We start from the raw sequence: 20,653 nt of genomic DNA on the forward strand, positions 1-20,653 counted from the left end.
TGACAGCGCATTTCAGCCAGCGGTAAGGCAAGATTTAAGCGGGCATTTTTATTTCTGGATTTGTATATTCCTTTAATTTTTTTTTGAATTAGGCAGCTTTATTTTAAAATGCAAATTGAACCGTCATATGCTGCATCAGCATTTGCCATTGGCCGTGCGCATGCTGTCCAGTAATGATCCTTTTGTTCCGCCACCGTTCACGCTGAAGTTATCAATAGTGATCCAAAGGTAGAACACTGAAGGGAAAATACAGGACTTTTACGGCTTCATAATGTTTCCAGAATTATTGGATATTTTGAATCAGCTCATGAAAGTGTTCTAGCAAATAGTCAAGTTTTGCAAAAAAATCACAATTGTTTACCCTCAATCTCTAATTTTTATTTCAGACTGAATTCAAAAAGAGGAATGGAGCATGAAATGGCGCAAGTAATTGTGGTGCATGGCTATACCGCGAGCCCTGAAGAGAATTGGTTTCCGTGGATCGCGCAAAAGGCAAAAAAAGCGGGCGTCAGCCTTAAGGTGCTTCGGCTTGATCCATCCGAAACACCCGTCTTAAATGTGTGGATGAAGCAAATGGATGCGCAGATTGACGCATTAAATGAAAACTCTATATTAATTGCCCATAGTTTGGGATGTATCGCTGCACTGCATTATCTGTCGCAAAAACTGCAGCATCAGAACATAAAAGCTCTTGTGCTTGCGGCCGGTTTTAATGGCCGCTTGGGACGTCTAGAGCAGGTGAATCCTTTTATTGATGCGGCTAAAATAGATTTTGACTTGCTAAAACAGCAGGTTGAGCATCGGGTAGTGATCTATTCAAAAGGCGATGAGCGAGTGCAACCCGAATTCAGCTTGGCTCAGGCAAAAAGCCTAGATGCACAGGTGATTGAAGCGCGTCATCAGGGGCATTTTATTGACTCTGAAGGCTGTACCGAATTGCCCGAACTCTGGGATGCTGTGGAGCCGTATTTGATCCGCGCTTAATCTACGGTTGTTGGCCAATATAGCTTTGCAGGCCTTTTAAAAGCAGATCATTATGGACTTCAGGCGTAAAGCGCTGCAGGTATTTGGCAAATAGCGCAGCATCGCCCCCAGTTAAAATTAAGCGACTGGGATATTTATCAAGCACCTTTTCAATGGTGCTGACCAAACTGAGCAATATGCCATGATGAACAGCGTCGATGGTATTTTTACCAGGAGACAGCTCGTCAAAGATGGCATCTGGAATTTTAATGCCTTTGGTGTTTTGGATGAGCGAATCACGTTGCAAATATAAATTTGGCAAAATATAGCCACCTAAATGTTGTAATCCATCCGTTAAGTCAATGGTGAGTGCTGTTCCACAGCTAATCACACAGTATTTTTGTGTAGGGTCTTTGACCACAGCCAGCATTTGCAGCCAACGGTCGATCCCGAATTTACTGGTATCTTCGTAGGCACAGCGCAAGCCCGCATATTCGGCATGAACTTTGGCAATGGTGACAGGAACGGCTAAAAATTTAAGAATTTTTTGAATCCGATCATTATTTTTCTTGTCGAGTACCGAGGAAATCCCGACCTGATCTAAGTCCAAACTTTTAAAGTGCTGGATTAAACCGAGTAGGAGTTCGGCAGGCGACTGTAAATGCAGTTCCGCAGCATGTTCTATGATTTGATCGTGTTCAGTAATCCAGTATTTCAGCCGAGTATTACCGACATCGAGCCATAATTTTTTCATCAGTAGGCCTTTGCAATCCTGTTTATGATTGATCTGCTAAACGTAAGCGACCTTGGAAATGATTTTCTAAGCGCTGCGAAGTTTGGATGTTGATCGAACCATCATTTTCAATACCGAGAAAGAGACCTTGGCTTTTGCCTTGTAGGTGTTCAAGCTCAACAGGCTGTTGCATAAATGCAGCATAATGGTTGAATCTTGCAGCGAGGTTATAGCAGTTATGATCGAACCATTCACCTGCAAGTTGAATCGCGGCATACAGTTCAGCAATTAACTGTAAACGGTTTGGCGAGTGAAGTCCGAGTTCATATAACGACGTTGCGCGTTGCTCAATTCCTGTGGATGGAATCGGAAATAAGTTCATGCCCACGCCGACAATCGCTTGATGTGGCGAAATTGGTTCAATCAAAATCCCGCCCCATTTGCCTTGTGGGCTATATAGGTCATTGGGCCATTTCACTTGCAACGCTAGATTTTGCAAACTTGGCATTTGCAAGATATTTAAGGCAATTTCAAGTGCAAGCCGTCCATCTATCGCTGTCTGTAAATTCAGCAATGTGCTTAAATAGATATTACCAACGGGTGAGACCCATTGATGATCGCGTTGCCCACGGCCCTGAGTCTGTTGTTCACTGCATACCAAAACATGCTGAATGCCTTTTTTGGCAATCTCACGGACATCGTCATTGGTCGATGTAGTAATGGGCTTCAGTAATAAAACTTCAGGCGGTTGAGGTACTGTGCTCAGCAATTGCTGTAAGTGTCTGGTCTCTAAATCCATTTGAATCTGAGAGTTGTGGAATAATATTGATGGAGTTAATCATATATTTACTGATTGGTGCAATCGCTGGTTTTGCTGCGGGGCTATTTGGTGTGGGCGGTGGTCTGATTATTGTGCCGATTTTATTCATCGTTTTTACCCAACTTCAGTATGATCCCAGTGTGATTATGCACATGGCGGTGGGCACCTCTTTGGCCACGATTATTGTGACCTCACTCAGTTCGGTTTCGGCGCATCATAAAAAAGGTGCCGTGCTGTGGAATGTCTTTCGGAATTTGGCACCAGGTTTGGTGATCGGTTCATTTCTCGGTGCAGGCATTGCTGATTATCTCTCAGGACAGGGTTTGCAACTGTTAATTGGCTTTTTTGCGGTCTGGGTGGCCTTTAAAATGTTTCGCGGTGCAGCGACACCAGTCGATCCGAATAAACATTTACCCTCACAAGCCATGCAAATGGCAGCAGGCGGTGGTATTGGGATTGCTTCTGCGATCTTCGGTATTGGTGGAGGTAGCTTAACCGTCCCTTATTTGAATAAAAACGGCGTCATTATGCAAAAAGCAGTCGCGACATCTGCTGCATGTGGTTTACCAATAGCGATTGCTGGGGCCTTCGGCTTTATGTGGTTTGGTCATCAAGCTGATATCGTGGTTCCCAATACCATTGGTTATATCCATATTTATGCATTTATCGGGATTAGTGTAATGAGCTTCATCACTGCGAAATTGGGTGCGAAAGTGGCTCATATGTTGTCGCCATTTATGCTAAAGCGTTGTTTTGCATGTTTATTAACAACAGTCGGCTGCTATTTTATTTACCAAGGTGTGCAAGCCTTTGGCGCATGATTGTCCGTTTTGACTGAAAAAATTGGCTTTGTTGACACAAGATTGTCAGACAATGTCATGTTCAATTAGGTTGCTTATCGTTTCTAATGCAAATAGATTGAGTGTAAATCTGAACATTGCATCTTATAAAAAAAAGATAGGAACAGTATGCAACAACAAGAAGCGGACAGTTTGTCAGAACAAATTGCCAAACACATCGGTGAACAAATCATTCGCGGTGAGTTGGTCGAAGGCGAGCGTATTCAGGAACTTAGAGTTGCGGCCGAATTGGATGTGAGCCGTGGCTCTGTTCGTGAAGCTTTATTGATTTTAGAACGGACCCAGCTCATTGAAATCTACCCGCGACGTGGCGCCTTAGTCTCTGAAATGTCGGCTTTACAAGTGCGCTCATTATTTGATATTGCAGCATTATTGTTGGGCCAAATTGTGCATCGTATGGCGGAAACGTGGCGCAGCCATGAAGCTGAGCGTATTCAGTTATTACTTGAACAATTAGACGTGGAAACTCGCCAAGGCAATACTGAAAAGTTTTATGATCTGATTTTTCAGGGCATGGCTCGTCAGCATGAAATGGTGGGAAATACCTACCTGATGCGTTATTACCAAGAATTGTTGCCATCACTCAGACGCAGTTATTTTCTGACACTGAATATTTCACGACGTGAACTACAAGAATCTTTTGATTTGTTTAAATTAGTGACTGATGCAGTTTTAATCAGAAAATCACATCAAGCCACTTTATTTATGGAAGATTTTTGTCGACACTTACGCAACCTTGTGTTGGAATCACTAACACGGATGAAACAAATCGAATTAGCGTGGGCGAGACGTTCACGCCGCTGATCAGGACATTATGCGTTTAAGCAGTTTAAAACTTTCCGGCTTCAAATCTTTTGCCGATAGCACAACTCTAAAATTTGAAGGCAACCGTAGTGCGGTTGTTGGACCGAACGGCTGTGGTAAATCCAATGTGATTGATGCCATTCGTTGGGTTATGGGGGAGTCCAGTGCTCGTCAATTGCGTGGTGGCACCATGCAAGATGTTATTTTTACCGGAACGGCAAAGCGTAAACCAGTCGGGATGGCGAGTGTTGAACTGCGTTTTGATAATACCTATGGCAAGCTAGGTGGCGCTTATAATGCCTATACTGAACTAGCAGTTCGTCGTCAGGTCAATCGTGATGGTAAATCCGAATATTTCCTCAACGGCACCAAATGCCGCCGTCGTGATATTACCGATATTTTCTTAGGTACCGGTTTAGGTCCACGTTCGTATGCGATTATTGAACAGGGCATGATCAACCGTTTGGTCGATGCCAAACCTGAAGAAATGCGTGTGTATATTGAAGAAGCAGCTGGGGTTTCTCGCTATCAAGCTCGTCGTCGTGAAACTTTACAGCATCTAGAACACACCACTCAAAATTTAGAACGTCTCGAAGACATTGCATCAGAACTGAAGTCTCAGTTGAAAACCTTAAAGCGTCAGTCTGAAACGGCGGTGCAATATAAAGAATTAGAAACCCAAATTCGTACTATTAAGATCGAAGTGCTGTCTTTCCAATGTGAGCAAAGTAAACGTTTAAAGCAAGAATACACGCTTCAGATGAATGAGCTCGGGGAAACCTTCAAACTGGTTCGTTCTGAGCTGAATACTCTAGAGCATGACTTATCTTCCACCAGTGCTTTATTTCAACGGCTTATTCAACAGTCCACACCATTACAAAGCGAATGGCAACAGGCGGAAAAGAAACTGTCTGAATTGAAAATGACGCTGGAGCAAAAGCAGAGTTTATTTGCACAAAATTCGGCAAGTTTGGTGGAGTTTGAAAAGCAAAAAGCGCAAACCAAAGAACGTTTACAGCTATTAGAGTTACAACTGGAAACGCTGCAAGAACAGCAAGATGGATTTGTTGAGCAATTACAGCGTCAAGAAAGCAGTAGTCAGGAACAGACCCAGCAGTTAGCCGATTTGAAAACTCAGCATCAACAAGCGGTTCAACAATTTGAACAATGCCGTGGGCAAGTTGAAAAGCAGCAACAGCAAAAGCTACAGATGTTGGCGCAGAGTGAACAATTGACCAAAAATATTGGTCGTATTGAGCAACAACGTGAGACTCTGCAACAGCAACGAGGTCAAATTCAGCATCAGGCGCAGCAAGATGAGTTGGAGCAGTATCAGCAAGATAAGCAGCAGCTCGAACAGCAAATTGTGCAACAAGAGCTGGTGATTGCCGAAACTCAAGCACAGCTTGCAGCTGCACAAGAACAGCAGGCACAGCACAAAAATACGGTGTTGCAGCTAAAGTCAGAAATACAGGTGCTGTTGTCAGAGCATAAAAACCTAAATCAATTGATGATTAAAGCTAGTCCAAAGCAGCAAAGTCAGCGTCAACATTTAATGCAGCAGTTGCAGTTGAGCACACAAGGTAAACAGCATGCACAACTGGTCGAGAAATTTTTGTCTAAATGGCTGAGTGCCCAAGTCTTAGGACACAGTGATAATTTTCAAGACGGTATTGCACGTCAGGTCAAAGGCAATCATCACACAGCAGTACAAATCGTTGGATTAGATGCTTTGGCGACGTGGATTGAAGCACCACAGCTTTCAATCTGGCAGCAAGTCGCAATTGCCGAAACATTGCCGATGGCATTGAGCCATCAGGCTAAACTGGCCGCAGGTCAGTCAATACTCACGCTCGATGGTTATCATGTCGGTGCGGATTGGGTGATTGGTCTGGACTATGACGAGGACAGCCAAGCAGGCCAAGGTGCATTGAGCCATCGTATTCGCTTAGATGAATTGACTGAATTACTTGCAGCGCAGCAGCCAAAGCTGACACAACTAGAAGGCCAATTGCCTGAGTTGCAAAATGCCGTACAGGCTTTACAGCAAAGTCTGCAACAGCAACACAGCCAATTAAAAACTTGGCAAAAAGACATTCAAAATACTGATGTTGCCATTGCGAAGGTACAAAGTTCCAATCAGGCTTTTGCTTTACAAAAGCAGCAGTTAGAAGATCAATTGCAGCAACTTGAAGCACAGCTTGAAGAAGATGCCATGCAAAAAGACGATTTGGAAATTGATCTGCATGCGCTGACAATGAAGCTTGAGCAAGCCTTGCCAAATTATAAGACCTTGCAATTCCAAGTTGAGGAATTGAGTCTAGCGCTGGAAAGTGCTCAACAATTGGCATTACACAGTCAGCAAGAATTGGAAATCGTGCGTCGTCAGTCTGTACAGACGAAACAACAGATTGAATTATTAGAAAAAGACACGGTCTTTTTGAAAGCGCAAACTCAGCAAATTATTGGACAGATGGAGCAGGCAAAGAAATTTGTCGATCCAGTACAGTTAGAATTGCCTGCGCTTGAGTCACAGTATTCAGAGCAGGCTCAAGTCACTGAACGTTTACAAAAAACCTGGAATGACTGGCAGCTTGAACTCAATAATGTTCAGAGCAAACAACAGACATTGACGGAACAACGCCATTCACATCAACAGCAAGATGAAAAATTGCGTACGCAATTGGAAGAAAAGCGTCTGGCTTGGCAATCCGCGCAGTCTGATTTACAGCATTATTCTGAACAGCTGAAAGAAATGAACAGCGAAATGCTGACAGGTTTAAGCATTGATGTGGTATCCCATCAGCAAAAACTAGAAAAAGCACAGCAGCAGTTTGATAAATTGGGTGCAGTCAACTTGGCTGCGGCAGAAGAATATACTGAAGTTTCTAAACGCTTTGATGATTTAAGCCACCAAATTGATGACTTGCAAAAGACCGTTGAACAACTGCAAGCTGCGATGAAAAGCATTGATCAGGAAACGCGGAAGCTGTTTATGACCACTTTTGATAAGGTCAATACAGAACTTCAAGCGTTATTTCCGAAAGTATTTAATGGTGGTGAAGCAAGCTTAAGCCTTGAAGATGGTTGGCAATCGGGTGTAAAACTGATGGCACGACCACCGGGTAAACGAAACAGCTCTTTGGCATTATTGTCAGGTGGTGAAAAGGCACTGACCGCATTGGCTTTGGTTTTTGCGATTTTCCGCCTAAATCCCGCACCATTTTGCGTTTTAGACGAAGTCGATGCACCTTTAGACGATGCAAATGTAGGAAGATTTTGTAATCTTGTAAAAGAGCTTTCAGAACAAGTGCAATTTATCTACATTACACACAATAAACTGGCTATGACAATGGCAACTGACTTACTTGGTGTGACCATGCCAGAACCAGGAACTTCAAAATTAGTGACTGTGAATATAGAGCAAGCTAAAGAATACGGTTTAGCTGCGGAGGCATAACATGGAAATCACCACTATAGCTGGGATTGTAATCGCTGTAATTATAATGGTTGTGGGTATTCGAATGATGTTTCGTAAACCTGCAGATGCAGCGCCATCACTTGACACCGAATTACATATTGATCCTGATAGTCAGCAACCTGTTATTCCGCGCCATGTACGCAATCAGTTAAATACACCTGAAACCACGCAACGTGTAGAGCCGACTTTGGCTGAGGAAAAAGTCACAGCGGTTGAAACGACTGAAGCTGTTCAAGCAAATGTAACGCAAGAAGCAACGGCAACGGAACAAGCAGAGCAGAGCATTGAGGCTACGGCAAAGACTGAGACGACAACGACGGATCCCGTTTCAGTTGAAAACGCTCAAACTGCAACAGAAGACAGTACATTGTCTACAGAAGCAACTGAATCTACAACTGTTGCATCTGTAGCCGCCGATGCCAATGACGCAGCGACTGCTGCGACACACGTTCAGGCTGACGCTGTTCCTGCGGAAAAAGCGCTAGAGTTTAGTGTAAATAGCGCAATTGAAAAAGCTGAAATCAGCGATTTTGATGAAGAAAGCAGTATTTTGGATGCTCATTTACATGAACAAAAAATTATTGATGAAGAAAGTGCTTTAGCAACTGCGGAAACTTATATCGCCTTAAATGTGTTCCCAGATAGCCGTGCCTTGTCGGGTGAAAAAGCATTAAAAGTGTTACTCAAATACGGCCTGCGTTTTGGCGAAATGGCCTGTTTCCATCGCTATGATGAAGAAGGTACAAAGTTATTATTCTCTGTATTGCAAATGAATAATGATGGCGCTGCGCAAGGTTTTGATCTTGAAACTTTATCGACTGAAGAAGTAAAAGGTTTGGCTTTCTTCTTAGCGCTGCCACACAGCGATGTACAAAATGCCTTTGATACCATGGATAGCATTTCACGTCTAATTGCCCGTGAAATTGACGGTACTGTGTATGATCAAAATAACCAAGAATTTACACCGCAGATGCGTGAACATTGGCGTCATCAAGCGATTGATTATCGTCAAGGTCAAGCTATCGAAGTCTAAGCGTCTTTGATTGAAACTCACCGAGTGGGTTTCTATAATAGCAACAGATAATGAAATTTGAGGGCGGAGCATGAACCGCCCTTTTTTATGGTGAATGTATGACACAACAATCCACTGTCGTTGCACAGATGCGACAACTGATTCAACTCTTGGCGAAGCATAACCATGCCTACTATGTCATGGACACGCCAGAAATTGAGGACAGTGAATATGATCAACTTTTTCACCAATTAAAAGCTTTAGAAGAGCAATACCCTGATTTAGTACAACCTGATACACCAACTACAAAAGTGGGTGGAAAGGCCTTGTCTAAGTTTGAATCTGTAACCCATGCAGTACCCATGTTGTCATTGGGTAATGTGTTTAATGCAGAAGATTTATTTGCCTTTGCACGCCGCGTAGAAGAGCGTTTACCGAATCAAAAAATTGAATATGATGTCGAATTAAAATTTGATGGACTGGCGATTTCTCTTTGGTATGAAAATGGTATTTTGATCCGTGGTGTGACACGGGGTGATGGTGAAACAGGGGAAGACATTACCCAAAATGTAAAAACCATTCGTAATTTACCTAAAGTACTGACCTCTACACAGACTGAAATTCCAAGTCTGCTTGAAGTCCGTGGTGAAGTTCTGATGCCAAAATCAGGCTTTGAAAAGCTTAATGCTGAAAACGAAGCCAAAGGTGAAAAAACCTTTGCCAATCCACGAAATGCAGCAGCAGGAAGCTTACGTCAACTCGATCCTGCAATTGCGGCTTCGCGTCCTTTGGCTTTTTATGCCTATGGCATTGCACAGTGTGAACCACATCATGGGCAAACCACCATGTCTGCTAGCTTAGAATGGCTGACACAGTTTGGTTTTGCTGTCGGTGAACGTCACTTTATATGTGACAGCATTCAGGACGTACAAGCTGCATATGAGCAAATGATCATTGATCGTCCAAGCCTGAGCGTTGAAATTGATGGCATGGTGATTAAGGTAAACAGCCTGAAGCAACAGCAAACACTGGGCTTTTTAAGTCGTGAACCGCGCTGGGCAACGGCATATAAATTCCCTGCAGTTGCAGCGCTCACGACGGTTGAAAATATTGATTGGCAAGTGGGGCGTACAGGGACTTTAACTCCAGTCGCACGTTTAAATCCTGTTGCAGTCGGTGGCGTAACGGTTTCCAATGTCACTCTACATAATATTGGTGAAATTCACCGTTTAGATGTCCGTGTGGGTGATACAGTCAGTGTCTACCGTAGTGGCGATGTGATTCCAAAAGTGGAAAAAGTATGGCCTGAATTCCGTCCTGTAGATACGGTAGAAGTTCAGTTACCTGCATATTGCCCAGTCTGCTCATCTCCAGTGGTGATGCCCGAAGGTGAAGCCTTGGCACGTTGTTCAGGTGGTTTGTACTGTGCTGCACAGCGTATTGAGGCGATTCGTCACTTTGTATCGCGTAAAGCTATGGACATTGAGGGCTTAGGCGACCGTTGGGCGGAATCTCTTTTACATCTGGATCTGCTTAAAGATGTTGCTGATATTTATAGCTTGCCTGAGCATCGTGAAAAATTACTGACTATTGAAAAAATGGGCGAGAAGTCGGTTCAAAACCTCATCGATTCTATTGAAAATAGTAAGAAAACGACACTAGGCGCATTTATTTATGCACTTGGCATTCGAGGCGTGGGTGAAACCACGGCACGCATGCTCGCCAATACCTTCCAAACCTTTGATGCGATTCGTCATGCAGATCTCGAATCCTTGAAAAAAACGCCAGACGTTGGTGATATTACCGCTGAATGGATTGTCGACTTTTTCCAAGCGCCGCATAACCTCGAAGTGGTTGATCGTTTGTTGGCAGCTGGGATTCATTGGGATGCACCTGTTGCACCAAGTCGTCAGCCGCTGAATGGCGAGAGTTGGGTGATTACTGGAACATTGAGTACCATGGGGCGTGATGAAGCGACGCAAATGCTTCAAGCCTTAGGCGCACGTGTCAGTGGTAGTGTTTCGGGTAAAACCAAATGTGTAGTTGCAGGTGAAAAGGCAGGTTCTAAATTAGAAAAGGCTGAAAAGTTGGGTGTACCTGTGATGAGTGAAGAGGAGTTTATTTCCTTTGTACAACAGCAAAATGCTTCTTAAGTATTGAAAAATTTAACCTGAAAACGTAGTTACTTTTGAACAAACGCCTGATGCATTGCATTGGGCGTTTTTATTTTCGGTGCTTAACATGATTGAGTGAGCGTATCAGTTGTTGGTGATAGATCAGACAGTATTCCTCAACATTACTCACGAAATATTTTGCTAAAGCGTGAATGTATTGAGATACAATTTTAGCCATAAAAAAAGCAGCTCTTATGCTGCTCTTTTTATTCAGTGATCACATTATTCTTGATCAACTTTCATCGGTTTTACATCCATTTCTTGATATGAAACAAACTTAGTTTTGTGTTTCCACTTATAACCGAACCAAATGGCAAGGAATAAGAAAATACCAATATAGGTAGAAACAACGGCCAACCATTCACCATCTAAAACGGCTTGATAGTTCTGACCAAGGACTACGATGGCACACAAAACAAAGGCAAACCACGGTGCAAATGGGAAGAATTTTGCACGGTAAGCAAGATCTTCTAATTTATTGCCTTGAGCCAAGTAGCCTTTACGGAAGCGATAATGTGAAACTGCAATACCGAGCCACACAATAAAGCCACACATACCTGACATGTTCAGTAACCAGTTAAATACCGCTTGTTCACCGATAAAAGTGGTTAAGAAGCACAGTGCCGCAATCGCCGTTGTTGCATAAAGCGCATTCATCGGTACGCCACGTGCATCTAAGCGACCAAAGACTTTCGGCGCACTGCCTTTACGTGCCATATCAAACAGCATACGAGTAGAGGAGTACATACCAGAGTTACCCGCTGATAAAATCGCAGTCAAGATCACCGCATTCATCACCGATGCAGCAAAAGCAAAACCTGCTTTTTCATACAGTAAGGTAAATGGTGATAGTGCAATATTTTCAGTAGATGCTGCTTGTAATAAACGTGGGTCATCATAGGCAATGAGAGTGCCGATAATGAAAATACACACGATATAAAACAACAAGATACGCCAGAAAATTTGCTTAATGGCAATAGGAATGGTCTTTTCAGGATCTTTTGATTCACCTGCAGCCACACCAACCATTTCAGTCCCTTGGAAAGAGAAACCGGCAATCATGGCCACACCAATCAAGGCAGATAAACCGCCGACAAATGGGGCTTCACCCTTGGTCCAGTTGGCAAATGTTTCTACGCCCGGTGTCAGCATGATTTTGCCAATCATAAACAGGCCGATAATGATAAAGGCAACAATTGCGAGCACTTTAACTAGGGAGAAGAAGAATTCTGATTCACCAAAGCCTTTTACGGTCAGTGCATTAATGGCAAAGACGATTGCGAGGAAAATCGCACTCCAGTAGAAGCCCGGAATATCTGGAAACCAGAATTTCATAATGAATTGGACTGCAACCAATTCAAATGCCACGGTAATCGCCCAGTTATACCAATAGTTCCAACCCAAAGCGAAGCCGAAACCACCCTCGACATATTTGGTGCCGTAGGTAAAGAATGCACCCGAAGTTGGGTTATGTGTTGCAAGCTCACCTAAACTGGTCATCAAGAAGTAAATCATGATACCAATTAAGCAGTATGCAAGCAGGGCGCCACCCGGGCCTGCATTGGCAATGGTTGCTCCAGAGGCAAGAAATAAACCTGTACCAATTGAACCACCAATTGCAATCATGTTGAGATGGCGAGCACCCAACTTACGCTGAAGCTGAGCTGGTTTTTGAGTTTCGCTCATCATTGTTCCTTAAGATTTTTTTGCGTGCTCGCAAACAAGACTTTAAATCCTTGTTGGTCGGCTTTGATTGTACATTGACCATAATGTTGCTCAATTAAAGTCGGATAATTGAGGAATCGGTTGGCAACAATCCAAAGCTCACCCCCAGACTTCAAATGTCTGCGCGAAGTTTTGCATAGATTTTCACTGGCATTGTAGTCGGTTTGAATCCCTTGATGGAAGGGTGGATTGCTGACTATGGCATGTAAAAATAGTGGTGCATCCTCGATTCCTGTGACCGCTTTAATCTCAAGTTGTTCAGGTTCAAGCAAATTTTGTTCAAATGTCATTTGTGTAGACGCTAGTGCAAAGGCATCTACATCCATGGCAAAAATACGATTTTTAGGATTCAGTTTGGCTAAATAAGCACTGATGACACCCGCACCACAACCAAAATCAGCAATTTTGCCCGAAGTGACTTGTGATAAATAAGGCAATAACGTAGCCGTACCCACATCTAAACGGTTCTGGCTAAATACGCCTGGCAATGCGCAAATCGTAAGCTCACCATTTGGGGTTTCAACTGGATATTTTTGCACCCAATCTTGCAGTGGCTTCAGTGCGACAGTTTTTTCCAATAGGGTTTGCCACATTTGACAGTGACGTGCACTATCAATTTTTAGGGTTTTACCAAAGGGCTGTAATTGTTTTGCAGCGCGTTCAACACCGCCTTTTTTCTCACCCACGAGGAAAATAGAAGCACCTTGAGCAAGATGACTTGCGACATTGTGTAATAAATAATTTAGCAGTTCTTTTGATTTTGGAACAAAAATAACCGCTTGATCAAACTGACCTTCAGGAAAATCGACACCAAAATGGACGTTTGACTGTTGATTTTGAAAGTACTGAAAATCATTAAAATTCCAGCACCAAATCGATGGCTTAATATTGTCATTCAATTGACTGAGTAAGTCATCTGTCGGTGCATTTACGAAAAGCACGCGATCTTGTAATAAATCGATCTGTCGTATAACGACTTCACTTGTGAGATCCATAGATTTCTCCATCATAAAAAACACTGCCTAGGGCGGAACCTAGGCAGTGTTCTTTGACAAATGAACTTACTTCTTCACTTCAGGAAGAACAATATTCAAAATAAGGGCAGCGATACCACCAGTGGCAACGCCTGAACTGAAGATATTACGGAACAATTCAGGAAGATGTTCAAGGATTTGTGGTACTTGTGCAACACCTAGACCCAATGCTAATGAAATCGCAATGATTAATAGTGCGCGGCGGTCTAAATGAATGCCTGACAAGATATTAATACCCGAGGCAGCCACGGCACCGAACATGACCATTACAGCACCACCAAGCACGGCTTGTGGAACTGCCTGAATGACACCTGCTACAGCAGGAAGTAAGCCTAAAATAACCAATAGGGCAGCAATCCAAATGCCTACATAGCGGCTTGCAACACCTGTTAACTGAATAACACCGTTGTTTTGCGCAAATACAGAACTTGGGAATGTGTTAAAGATACCGGCAAGGAATGAGTTTGCACCATTCACCAATACACCACCTTTAATACGCTTCATCCATTCAGGGCCATCTACAGCTTGATTTGAAAGCTTAGAAGTCGCGGTAATATCGCCAATCGCTTCCAAAGATGTCACAAGGTAGATAAATGCCATTGGAATAAACAAGCTCCAAGAGAAGCTTAAGCCAAAGTGCATCGGTGTTGGAATTTGAACCAGTGGCGCATCTTTTAAACCATCAAAGTTTAAATGACCCATAAAGCCTGCAAGGATGTAACCCACGACTAAGGCAATTAGGATGGCAGAACTTTTTACCCATGTAATACGCACACGGTTCAATAAAATGATCAGTGCCAAAACGGTACATGACATGATGAGGTTGTCTGCATTGGCAAATGTTTTATCGCCCATGGCTTGATAACCACCACCCATGCTGATCAGGCCTTCTTTAATTAAAGTCAGACCAATCAATAGCACCACAATACCTGTTACCAATGGGGTAATCAGTTTTTTCACCCAAGGTAAGATTCGTGACACACCCATTTCAATGAATGAACCCGCGATCACCACACCAAAGATAGATGCCATAACTGCTTCTACAGGTGTACCTGCCGCAACCATTGCAGAACCAATACCGATAATAGGACCAATAAAGTTAAAGCTGGTTCCTTGTACAATCAGGAGACCTGCACCAAATGGACCGACTTTTTTACATTGTAAAAAGGTTGCGATACCAGAGATCACCAATGACATCGACAGAATCATATTGGTGTCTTCTTTTGACACACCAAGTGCCAAACAGATCAGCAGACCCGGCGTCACAATTGGGACAATAATGGCCAATAAATGTTGGAACGCAGCGAGAAAAGCAATAAAAGGTTTTGGTCGATCATTCAATCCATAGACTAAATCGAGTTGATCTTTTGCTTCGGGAGATTGGTTTAAATCAGACATGCGGCACTGAAAATTAAGGCTAGGTGGCGCTATTCTAATCTGTTTACACAGCTTTACAAAACCAAAAGCGTACCAGTCGTCAAAAAAAATGCGATTGTCAATAAACTGTCACTACTAAAATCTATATTTTTTCTGTATAATTTGCCCTCAAACTTTAGGCGTATCGAATTCACATGTCAGATATTAAAACTCTCCGTAACATTGCCATCATCGCGCACGTCGACCATGGTAAAACTACTCTTGTAGACAAACTTTTACAGCAATCAGGTGCTCTTGGCGATCGCGCAGGCGAGATCGAACGTGTAATGGATTCTGGCGCTATTGAAAGTGAACGTGGTATTACCATTCTTGCAAAAAACACTGCAATCAAATGGTTAGACAAGCGTACTAACACTGAATACCGTATCAATATCGTGGATACCCCGGGACACGCCGACTTCGGTGGTGAAGTAGAACGTGTAATGTCAATGGTTGACTGCGTACTTCTTCTTGTTGACTCTCAAGAAGGCCCAATGCCACAAACTCGTTTTGTAACGCAAAAAGCGTTCGCACGTGGTTTGAAACCAATCGTAATTATTAACAAAGTCGACAAGCCAAACGCTCGTCCAGACTGGGTAATTGACCAAGTATTCGATTTGTTCGACAACCTTGGTGGTTCTGACGAACAGTTAGACTTCCCAGTTGTATATGCTTCAGGTCTTCGTGGTGTGGCTGGTCCATCTCCAGAAGAACTTGCTGAAGACATGACTCCATTGTTCGAAACAATTGTAGACATCGTTGAACCACCAGCGGTTGACGTTGACGGTCCATTCCAAATGCAAGTGTCTTCACTTGACTATAACAGCTTCGTAGGTGTTATCGGTGTTGGTCGTATTCAACGTGGTTCAGTGAAATTAAACACTCCTGTAACTGTAATCGACAAAGACGGTAAAACACGTAACGGCCGTATCTTAAAAATCATGGGTTACCATGGTTTAGAGCGTATCGATGTTGAATCAGCTTCTGCTGGTGACATCGTTTGTGTAACGGGTATTGATGAACTTCATATCTCTGACACAATCTGTGATCCAAAAGCAGTTGAAGCTTTACCTGCACTTTCTGTAGACGAACCTACAGTATCGATGACTTTCCAAGTAAACAACTCACCGTTTGCTGGTAAAGAAGGTAAATTCGTAACTTCACGTAATATCCGTGAACGTCTAGATCGCGAATTGATTCACAACGTAGCATTACGTGTTGAAGATACTGACAGTCCTGACCGTTTCAAAGTATCTGGTCGTGGTGAGCTTCATCTTTCAGTTCTTATTGAAAACATGCGTCGTGAAGGCTTTGAAATGGGCGTATCACGTCCACAAGTAATCATTAAAGAAATTGATGGTGAAAAACAAGAGCCATACGAAAACGTAACGTTTGACGTTGAAGAGCAGCACCAAGGCGCTGTAATGGAACAAATGGGTCACCGTAAAGGTGAAATGACCAATATGGAAGTTGACGGTAAAGGCCGTATCCGTATTGAAGCAACAGTTCCTTCACGTGGTTTGATTGGTTTCCGTTCTGAATTCTTAACTATGACTTCAGGTACAGGTATCATGACTTCTAGCTTCTCGCACTACGGTCCTATGAAACAAGGTACTGTTGCGAAACGTCAAAATGGTGTGTTGATTTCTATGGTTCAAGGTACTTGCTTGGGCTATGCACTATTCAGCTTACAAGACCGTGGCCGTCTATTCGCTAAACCTCAGTTAGAAGTTTATGAAGGTATGATCGTTGGTATTAACTCACGTTCAGACGACATGACTGTTAACCCAACTAAAGCGAAACAGCTAACTAACGTACGTGCTTCTGGTACTGATGATGCGTTGACTCTTGTTCCGCACATTGAATTTACGCTTGAACAAGCGCTTGAATTTATTGAAGACGACGAATTAGTTGAAGTAACGCCTAAGTCAATCCGTATCCGTAAACGCTGGTTGACTGAAAACGAACGTAAACGTAACCGTAACGTTTAATTTTACAGTTTCAAAAAAACCGCTGACTTAGGTTAGCGGTTTTTTTATGCATGGGCGTTTTGAATAAAAATGCAAAAATTGAATGACTTTATTCATTTAATTCGACATGCATAATTTTGATAAATCCTTTTTAATAGAATGTATTACCAAAATCAAAAATGTTTTGTGTGAATTTTTATACATGGCATTTAGAATCTAATAAAAACCAAGTAAATTAGGTGGAAATAGTTATACAGATATAATGTATACTTCGTCACAAAATTAAAGCTGAAAAAATTTCTGGAGATCACATGAGTATTATTCAAGAATTTAGAGAATTTGCCGTAAAAGGCAACGTGATGGACTTGGCTGTAGGTGTCATCATTGGTGGTGCTTTCGGTAAAATCATCGATTCCATGGTAAAAGACATTATCATGCCTTTTATTTCTTGGATCCTTGGTGGTGACGTTGATTATTCAAATTGGTTCTTAGTATTGGGTGAAAACCCAAACAATTTAACCACGCTCAAAGCTGCACAGGATGCAGGCCTTAATGTTTTGGCTTACGGTAACTTCTTAACTATCTTAATCAACTTCTTGCTTTTGGCATGGGTCGTATTCTGGTTAGTGAAATTGATGAACAAATTGCGCCGTCAAAAAGTTGAAGAGCCAGCTCCAGAGGCGACTCCAGAAGATATCGAATTACTTCGTGAAATTCGTGATGAATTAAAACGTAAAGGTTAATCCTTTAGCATTTAAAACGGCACTTTGAAGTGCCGTTTTTTATTGAATCCCTTCCGACCTCCATTTTAAAAAGGGAGGGGAATTCCTTCTTTTCAAAGGGGGGATTTAGGAGATTAAAAATCCATCCGGAATTTAATTTCCAGTAAATGCCAGCCAAACTGGCTTTTGATTGGGCCATGTAGTTCACGTTCGGGCAAAGTAAAAACTGCCTTATCAATTGGACCAACCAGTTGGCCTTTTTTAATGTCGCCAAGCTCACCGCCTTTTTTACCCGAAGGGCATGTCGAATGCTGCTTTGCAATTTTGGCAAAGTCCGCACCGCCTTTGATTTTCTTTTTCAGTTGCTCACATAGTTCTTTATCTTTGACTAATATGTGGCGAACAATCGCAGACTTCATGCTTTATTTCCTTTCACGGTTTTCTTAGTCAGCATTTTAACCTTTTTTAAAGGCTGACACTCTGGGCAAAACACCGATGCACGTTGCCCTAGTTTGATATTGTGCAAGATGGTTTCACAGTTGATGCACATTTCACCGGCACGTCCGTAGGCGAGCAGAGTTTGTTGGAAATAACCATTTTCGCCCATCGCATTGGTGTAATCACGTAACGTCGAACCGCCTAAATCAATTGCCTGTTTTAAAATACGTTTGATTTCGATGACCATTTTTTCAACTTGTTCAAAACTCAAACTTGATGCAGGCTGCGCAGGGTGTATGCCTAAGTTAAATAAGCTTTCCGTTGCATAGATATTGCCGACACCAACCACAATATGATTGTCCATGATCGATACTTTGATACTGGTCTGCTTATTTTTAAATTTTTGGAATAAGTATTCAGCATTAAACGCATCACTCAGCGGTTCAGGGCCAAGCGTGTCAATCAGTTTGCTTTGAGATGATGCATCTAACCATAAAATACAGCCAAAACGGCGCGGATCATGATAGCGTAATTGCATATCTTCAAAATGAATCACCAGATGATCATGCTTTCGTAATGCTTCATGACCTTCACAAATCCGAAAACTGCCAGACATGCCCAAATGCCACAACATGCTGTCCTGTTCAAATTCAGCCAAAATATATTTTGATCGACGGCTGAGCTGAAGCAGCTTTTGTCCGACGAGTTTTTGAATGTCGTCAGGAATAGGCCAACGCAGGCTCGACTGAAAAACCTCAACTTTGAGAACCTTTTCATTCAATAATGGCAATAAACTGGTTTTAGTGGTTTCTACTTCTGGTAATTCAGGCATAAAGGTCGAAGCAATGGATCATTCAAGTTATGCATACTATTGGGTCTAGCCCTACATAATGCAAGTTTCATCGCGGCCTAAGGGAGTGTATGAATAGGTTATTGATTATTAATTGTGAGAATAATAAACCAACAAGTCACAATAATGAGTTTGAAAAAGCGATCAGAAGTTAAACAATTGAATTAATAGATATATAAGATATTGAAAAATAATCACTAAAAATATTGCATAACAATAGATTTATTTAAAGTCATTTATTGATAAATTAAAGTTTGGTTAATGATAAAAATAATGCTGAGATAGAACGTGAAAAATTATGTAATTTTTGTGACATTAGATTTCAAGCCTTGTGGCTTGTCTAGAGACTCTCTCCAGATTTAGGTTTTACCATGAAAAAATACAGTCTAGCTCTTCTACCTGCATTTGTTGCAGCAGCCATGACACATGTTCACGCCACAGAAGCATTCGACACTAAAGGTCAGTACATGCTCGGGGATTGGGATGGTAAACGTACCGAACTTGCACAACAAGGTGTGAAGTTTGAGGCCAATATTGCTGCTGATGCTGCCTATCTTGCCGATGGCGGTCGTAATCCGGGACATTCAGCAACGGTAGCCAGCCAATTGTGGTTAGGTACACAGCTTGATATGGAAAAACTCGCAGGTTGGGATGGCGTGACTGTGCGTGCTGTAATGACTGCTCGTCAAGGTCAAAGTACCTCAGTTCGTGATTTGCAAGGGGATGTTCCTCAATTGGCAAATGCACAAGCCAATTTTGGCCGTGGTAACCAAGACAGCCGCTTAACCGAGCTTTCGATTGAAAAGAATTTCAAAGAACAAGGCATTAGTGTAAAAGCAGGTCGTTTAGGTCTAGGTATGGACTTTAACGTGATGGCATGTGACTTTGCCAGCACCGCATTTTGTGCAGCGCAAATGGGTAAATGGCAAGGTTCTATGTGGATGAATACTCCAGTTTCACAATGGGGTGGACGTGTGAAATACCAAGCAACGCCAGAACTTGCGGCACAAGTCGGTGTTTACGAATTTAACCCTGACAATGGTAATGCCAAAGCAGAAGGTCAAGGTTGGAGTCTTGATACAGATCATGCTGATGGCGTAACCATTCCCGTAGAATTGGTTTGGACACCAAAATCATTGGTCAATGGCTTACCGGGGAGCTACCGCTTTGGTGCGATGTACAACACCGCAGATAATGTCAAAAATCAAAAAGACATTATTTCGGGCGAAGCAGAAGATCGTACCTTTGGTGGTTGGGTCGCGATTGAGCAACAGTTAACGTCTACAGGTGAAGGCAAACGTGGTTTGCATAGCTTTGCCAATTTTACTTGGCATGATCGTGTCACCACAAAAGTTGATAACTCACAGCAGTTGGGTTTGAAATACATTGGATTGGCCGATCGTTTGCCTAACGATATGGTTGGCTTGGGCGTGAACCGTGTGCATGTCAATGATCGACTTTCTGCTGAGAAATTTGATGCAAGTGCAGAATATAATGTCGAGTTGAACTATAGCTATAACCCGACAAAATGGTTGATGATTCGTCCAAGTTTACAATATGTGATTAACCCAGGCTCAACAAATCGGGTTGATGATGCTTTCCTAATTGGTTTAAGCTCTAAGGTAATATTCTAATGTCAAAATAGGTGCTC

General features: G+C 42.5%; 16 protein-coding genes. 9 read left to right on the forward strand and 7 right to left on the reverse strand.

Annotated elements, in window-relative coordinates; genetic code table 11:
• Positions 1 to 417 precede the first annotated feature (417 nt).
• Positions 418 to 984, forward strand: coding sequence for an RBBP9/YdeN family alpha/beta hydrolase (locus tag M5F03_RS10165; protein WP_249708252.1), 567 nt, complete (start codon positions 418 to 420; stop codon positions 982 to 984).
• A gap of 1 nt (position 985) precedes the next feature.
• Here the strand turns inward: M5F03_RS10165 and M5F03_RS10170 are convergent, their stop codons facing one another.
• Positions 986 to 1,717, reverse strand: coding sequence for a type III pantothenate kinase (locus M5F03_RS10170; RefSeq protein ID WP_111884792.1), 732 nt, complete (start codon positions 1,715 to 1,717; stop codon positions 986 to 988).
• 22 nt (positions 1,718 to 1,739) lie between these two features.
• On the reverse strand, positions 1,740 to 2,495 hold the full coding sequence (locus M5F03_RS10175; protein WP_249708253.1) for a biotin--[acetyl-CoA-carboxylase] ligase: 756 nt from the start codon (positions 2,493 to 2,495) through the stop codon (positions 1,740 to 1,742).
• Positions 2,496 to 2,524: 29 nt separating this feature from the next.
• On the opposite strand from M5F03_RS10175, the gene M5F03_RS10180 reads away from it, so the two are divergent.
• The 5 genes from M5F03_RS10180 (at position 2,525) to ligA (ending at position 10,826) form a co-directional block, all read left to right on the forward strand.
• Positions 2,525 to 3,337, forward strand: a complete 813-nt coding sequence (locus M5F03_RS10180) for a sulfite exporter TauE/SafE family protein (protein WP_180126113.1) — start codon at positions 2,525 to 2,527, stop codon at positions 3,335 to 3,337.
• Between the two features lie 147 nt (positions 3,338 to 3,484).
• Entirely contained in the window at positions 3,485 to 4,180 is a 696-nt protein-coding gene (locus M5F03_RS10185) for a GntR family transcriptional regulator (protein ID WP_180094405.1), read from the forward strand.
• A 10-nt stretch (positions 4,181 to 4,190) separates the two neighbouring features.
• Positions 4,191 to 7,640 (forward strand): chromosome segregation protein SMC, encoded by a 3,450-nt coding sequence (gene smc / locus M5F03_RS10190; RefSeq protein ID WP_249708254.1) that lies wholly within the window; start codon positions 4,191 to 4,193, stop codon positions 7,638 to 7,640.
• Between the two features lies 1 nt (position 7,641).
• Positions 7,642 to 8,694 (forward strand): cell division protein ZipA C-terminal FtsZ-binding domain-containing protein, encoded by a 1,053-nt coding sequence (locus M5F03_RS10195; protein ID WP_249708257.1) that lies wholly within the window; start codon positions 7,642 to 7,644, stop codon positions 8,692 to 8,694.
• A gap of 98 nt (positions 8,695 to 8,792) precedes the next feature.
• Entirely contained in the window at positions 8,793 to 10,826 is a 2,034-nt protein-coding gene (gene ligA / locus M5F03_RS10200; RefSeq protein ID WP_249708259.1) for an NAD-dependent DNA ligase LigA, read from the forward strand.
• A 243-nt stretch (positions 10,827 to 11,069) separates the two neighbouring features.
• On the opposite strand, the gene M5F03_RS10205 is transcribed toward ligA, so the two are convergent.
• From M5F03_RS10205 to M5F03_RS10215, 3 genes are all read right to left on the reverse strand, one after another.
• Positions 11,070 to 12,533, reverse strand: a complete 1,464-nt coding sequence (locus M5F03_RS10205; protein ID WP_180114665.1) for an amino acid permease — start codon at positions 12,531 to 12,533, stop codon at positions 11,070 to 11,072.
• Complete coding sequence (locus M5F03_RS10210) at positions 12,533 to 13,567, reverse strand: methyltransferase (protein WP_180130276.1); 1,035 nt, start codon at positions 13,565 to 13,567, stop codon at positions 12,533 to 12,535. The genes M5F03_RS10205 and M5F03_RS10210 overlap by 1 nt, the downstream gene beginning before the upstream one ends.
• A gap of 66 nt (positions 13,568 to 13,633) precedes the next feature.
• The gene (locus M5F03_RS10215) at positions 13,634 to 15,004 is read right to left on the reverse strand and encodes a uracil-xanthine permease family protein (protein WP_078191151.1); all 1,371 of its coding nucleotides are present in this window, start codon (positions 15,002 to 15,004) and stop codon (positions 13,634 to 13,636) included.
• 173 nt (positions 15,005 to 15,177) lie between these two features.
• Between M5F03_RS10215 and typA the strand changes: the two genes are divergently transcribed.
• On the forward strand, positions 15,178 to 17,013 hold the full coding sequence (gene typA, locus M5F03_RS10220; RefSeq protein ID WP_078192340.1) for a translational GTPase TypA: 1,836 nt from the start codon (positions 15,178 to 15,180) through the stop codon (positions 17,011 to 17,013).
• Between the two features lie 290 nt (positions 17,014 to 17,303).
• Entirely contained in the window at positions 17,304 to 17,735 is a 432-nt protein-coding gene (mscL, locus tag M5F03_RS10225; protein ID WP_249708260.1) for a large conductance mechanosensitive channel protein MscL, read from the forward strand.
• 113 nt (positions 17,736 to 17,848) lie between these two features.
• On the opposite strand, the gene M5F03_RS10230 is transcribed toward mscL, so the two are convergent.
• Positions 17,849 to 18,133, reverse strand: coding sequence for a peptidylprolyl isomerase (locus tag M5F03_RS10230; RefSeq protein WP_086198859.1), 285 nt, complete (start codon positions 18,131 to 18,133; stop codon positions 17,849 to 17,851).
• Positions 18,130 to 18,984 carry a bifunctional DNA-formamidopyrimidine glycosylase/DNA-(apurinic or apyrimidinic site) lyase gene (gene mutM, locus M5F03_RS10235; protein ID WP_180085867.1) on the reverse strand — a complete coding sequence of 285 codons (855 nt, stop codon included), beginning with the start codon at positions 18,982 to 18,984 and terminating at the stop codon, positions 18,130 to 18,132. The genes M5F03_RS10230 and mutM overlap by 4 nt, the downstream gene beginning before the upstream one ends.
• Positions 18,985 to 19,373: 389 nt before the next feature.
• Between mutM and M5F03_RS10240 the strand changes: the two genes are divergently transcribed.
• The gene (locus tag M5F03_RS10240) at positions 19,374 to 20,636 is read left to right on the forward strand and encodes a carbohydrate porin (protein ID WP_249708262.1); all 1,263 of its coding nucleotides are present in this window, start codon (positions 19,374 to 19,376) and stop codon (positions 20,634 to 20,636) included.
• The last annotated feature ends 17 nt before the right edge of the window (positions 20,637 to 20,653 follow it).

Origin of the sequence: Acinetobacter amyesii, from assembly GCF_023499985.1 — a bacterium.
Taxonomy (GTDB): Bacteria; Pseudomonadota; Gammaproteobacteria; order Pseudomonadales; family Moraxellaceae; genus Acinetobacter; species Acinetobacter amyesii.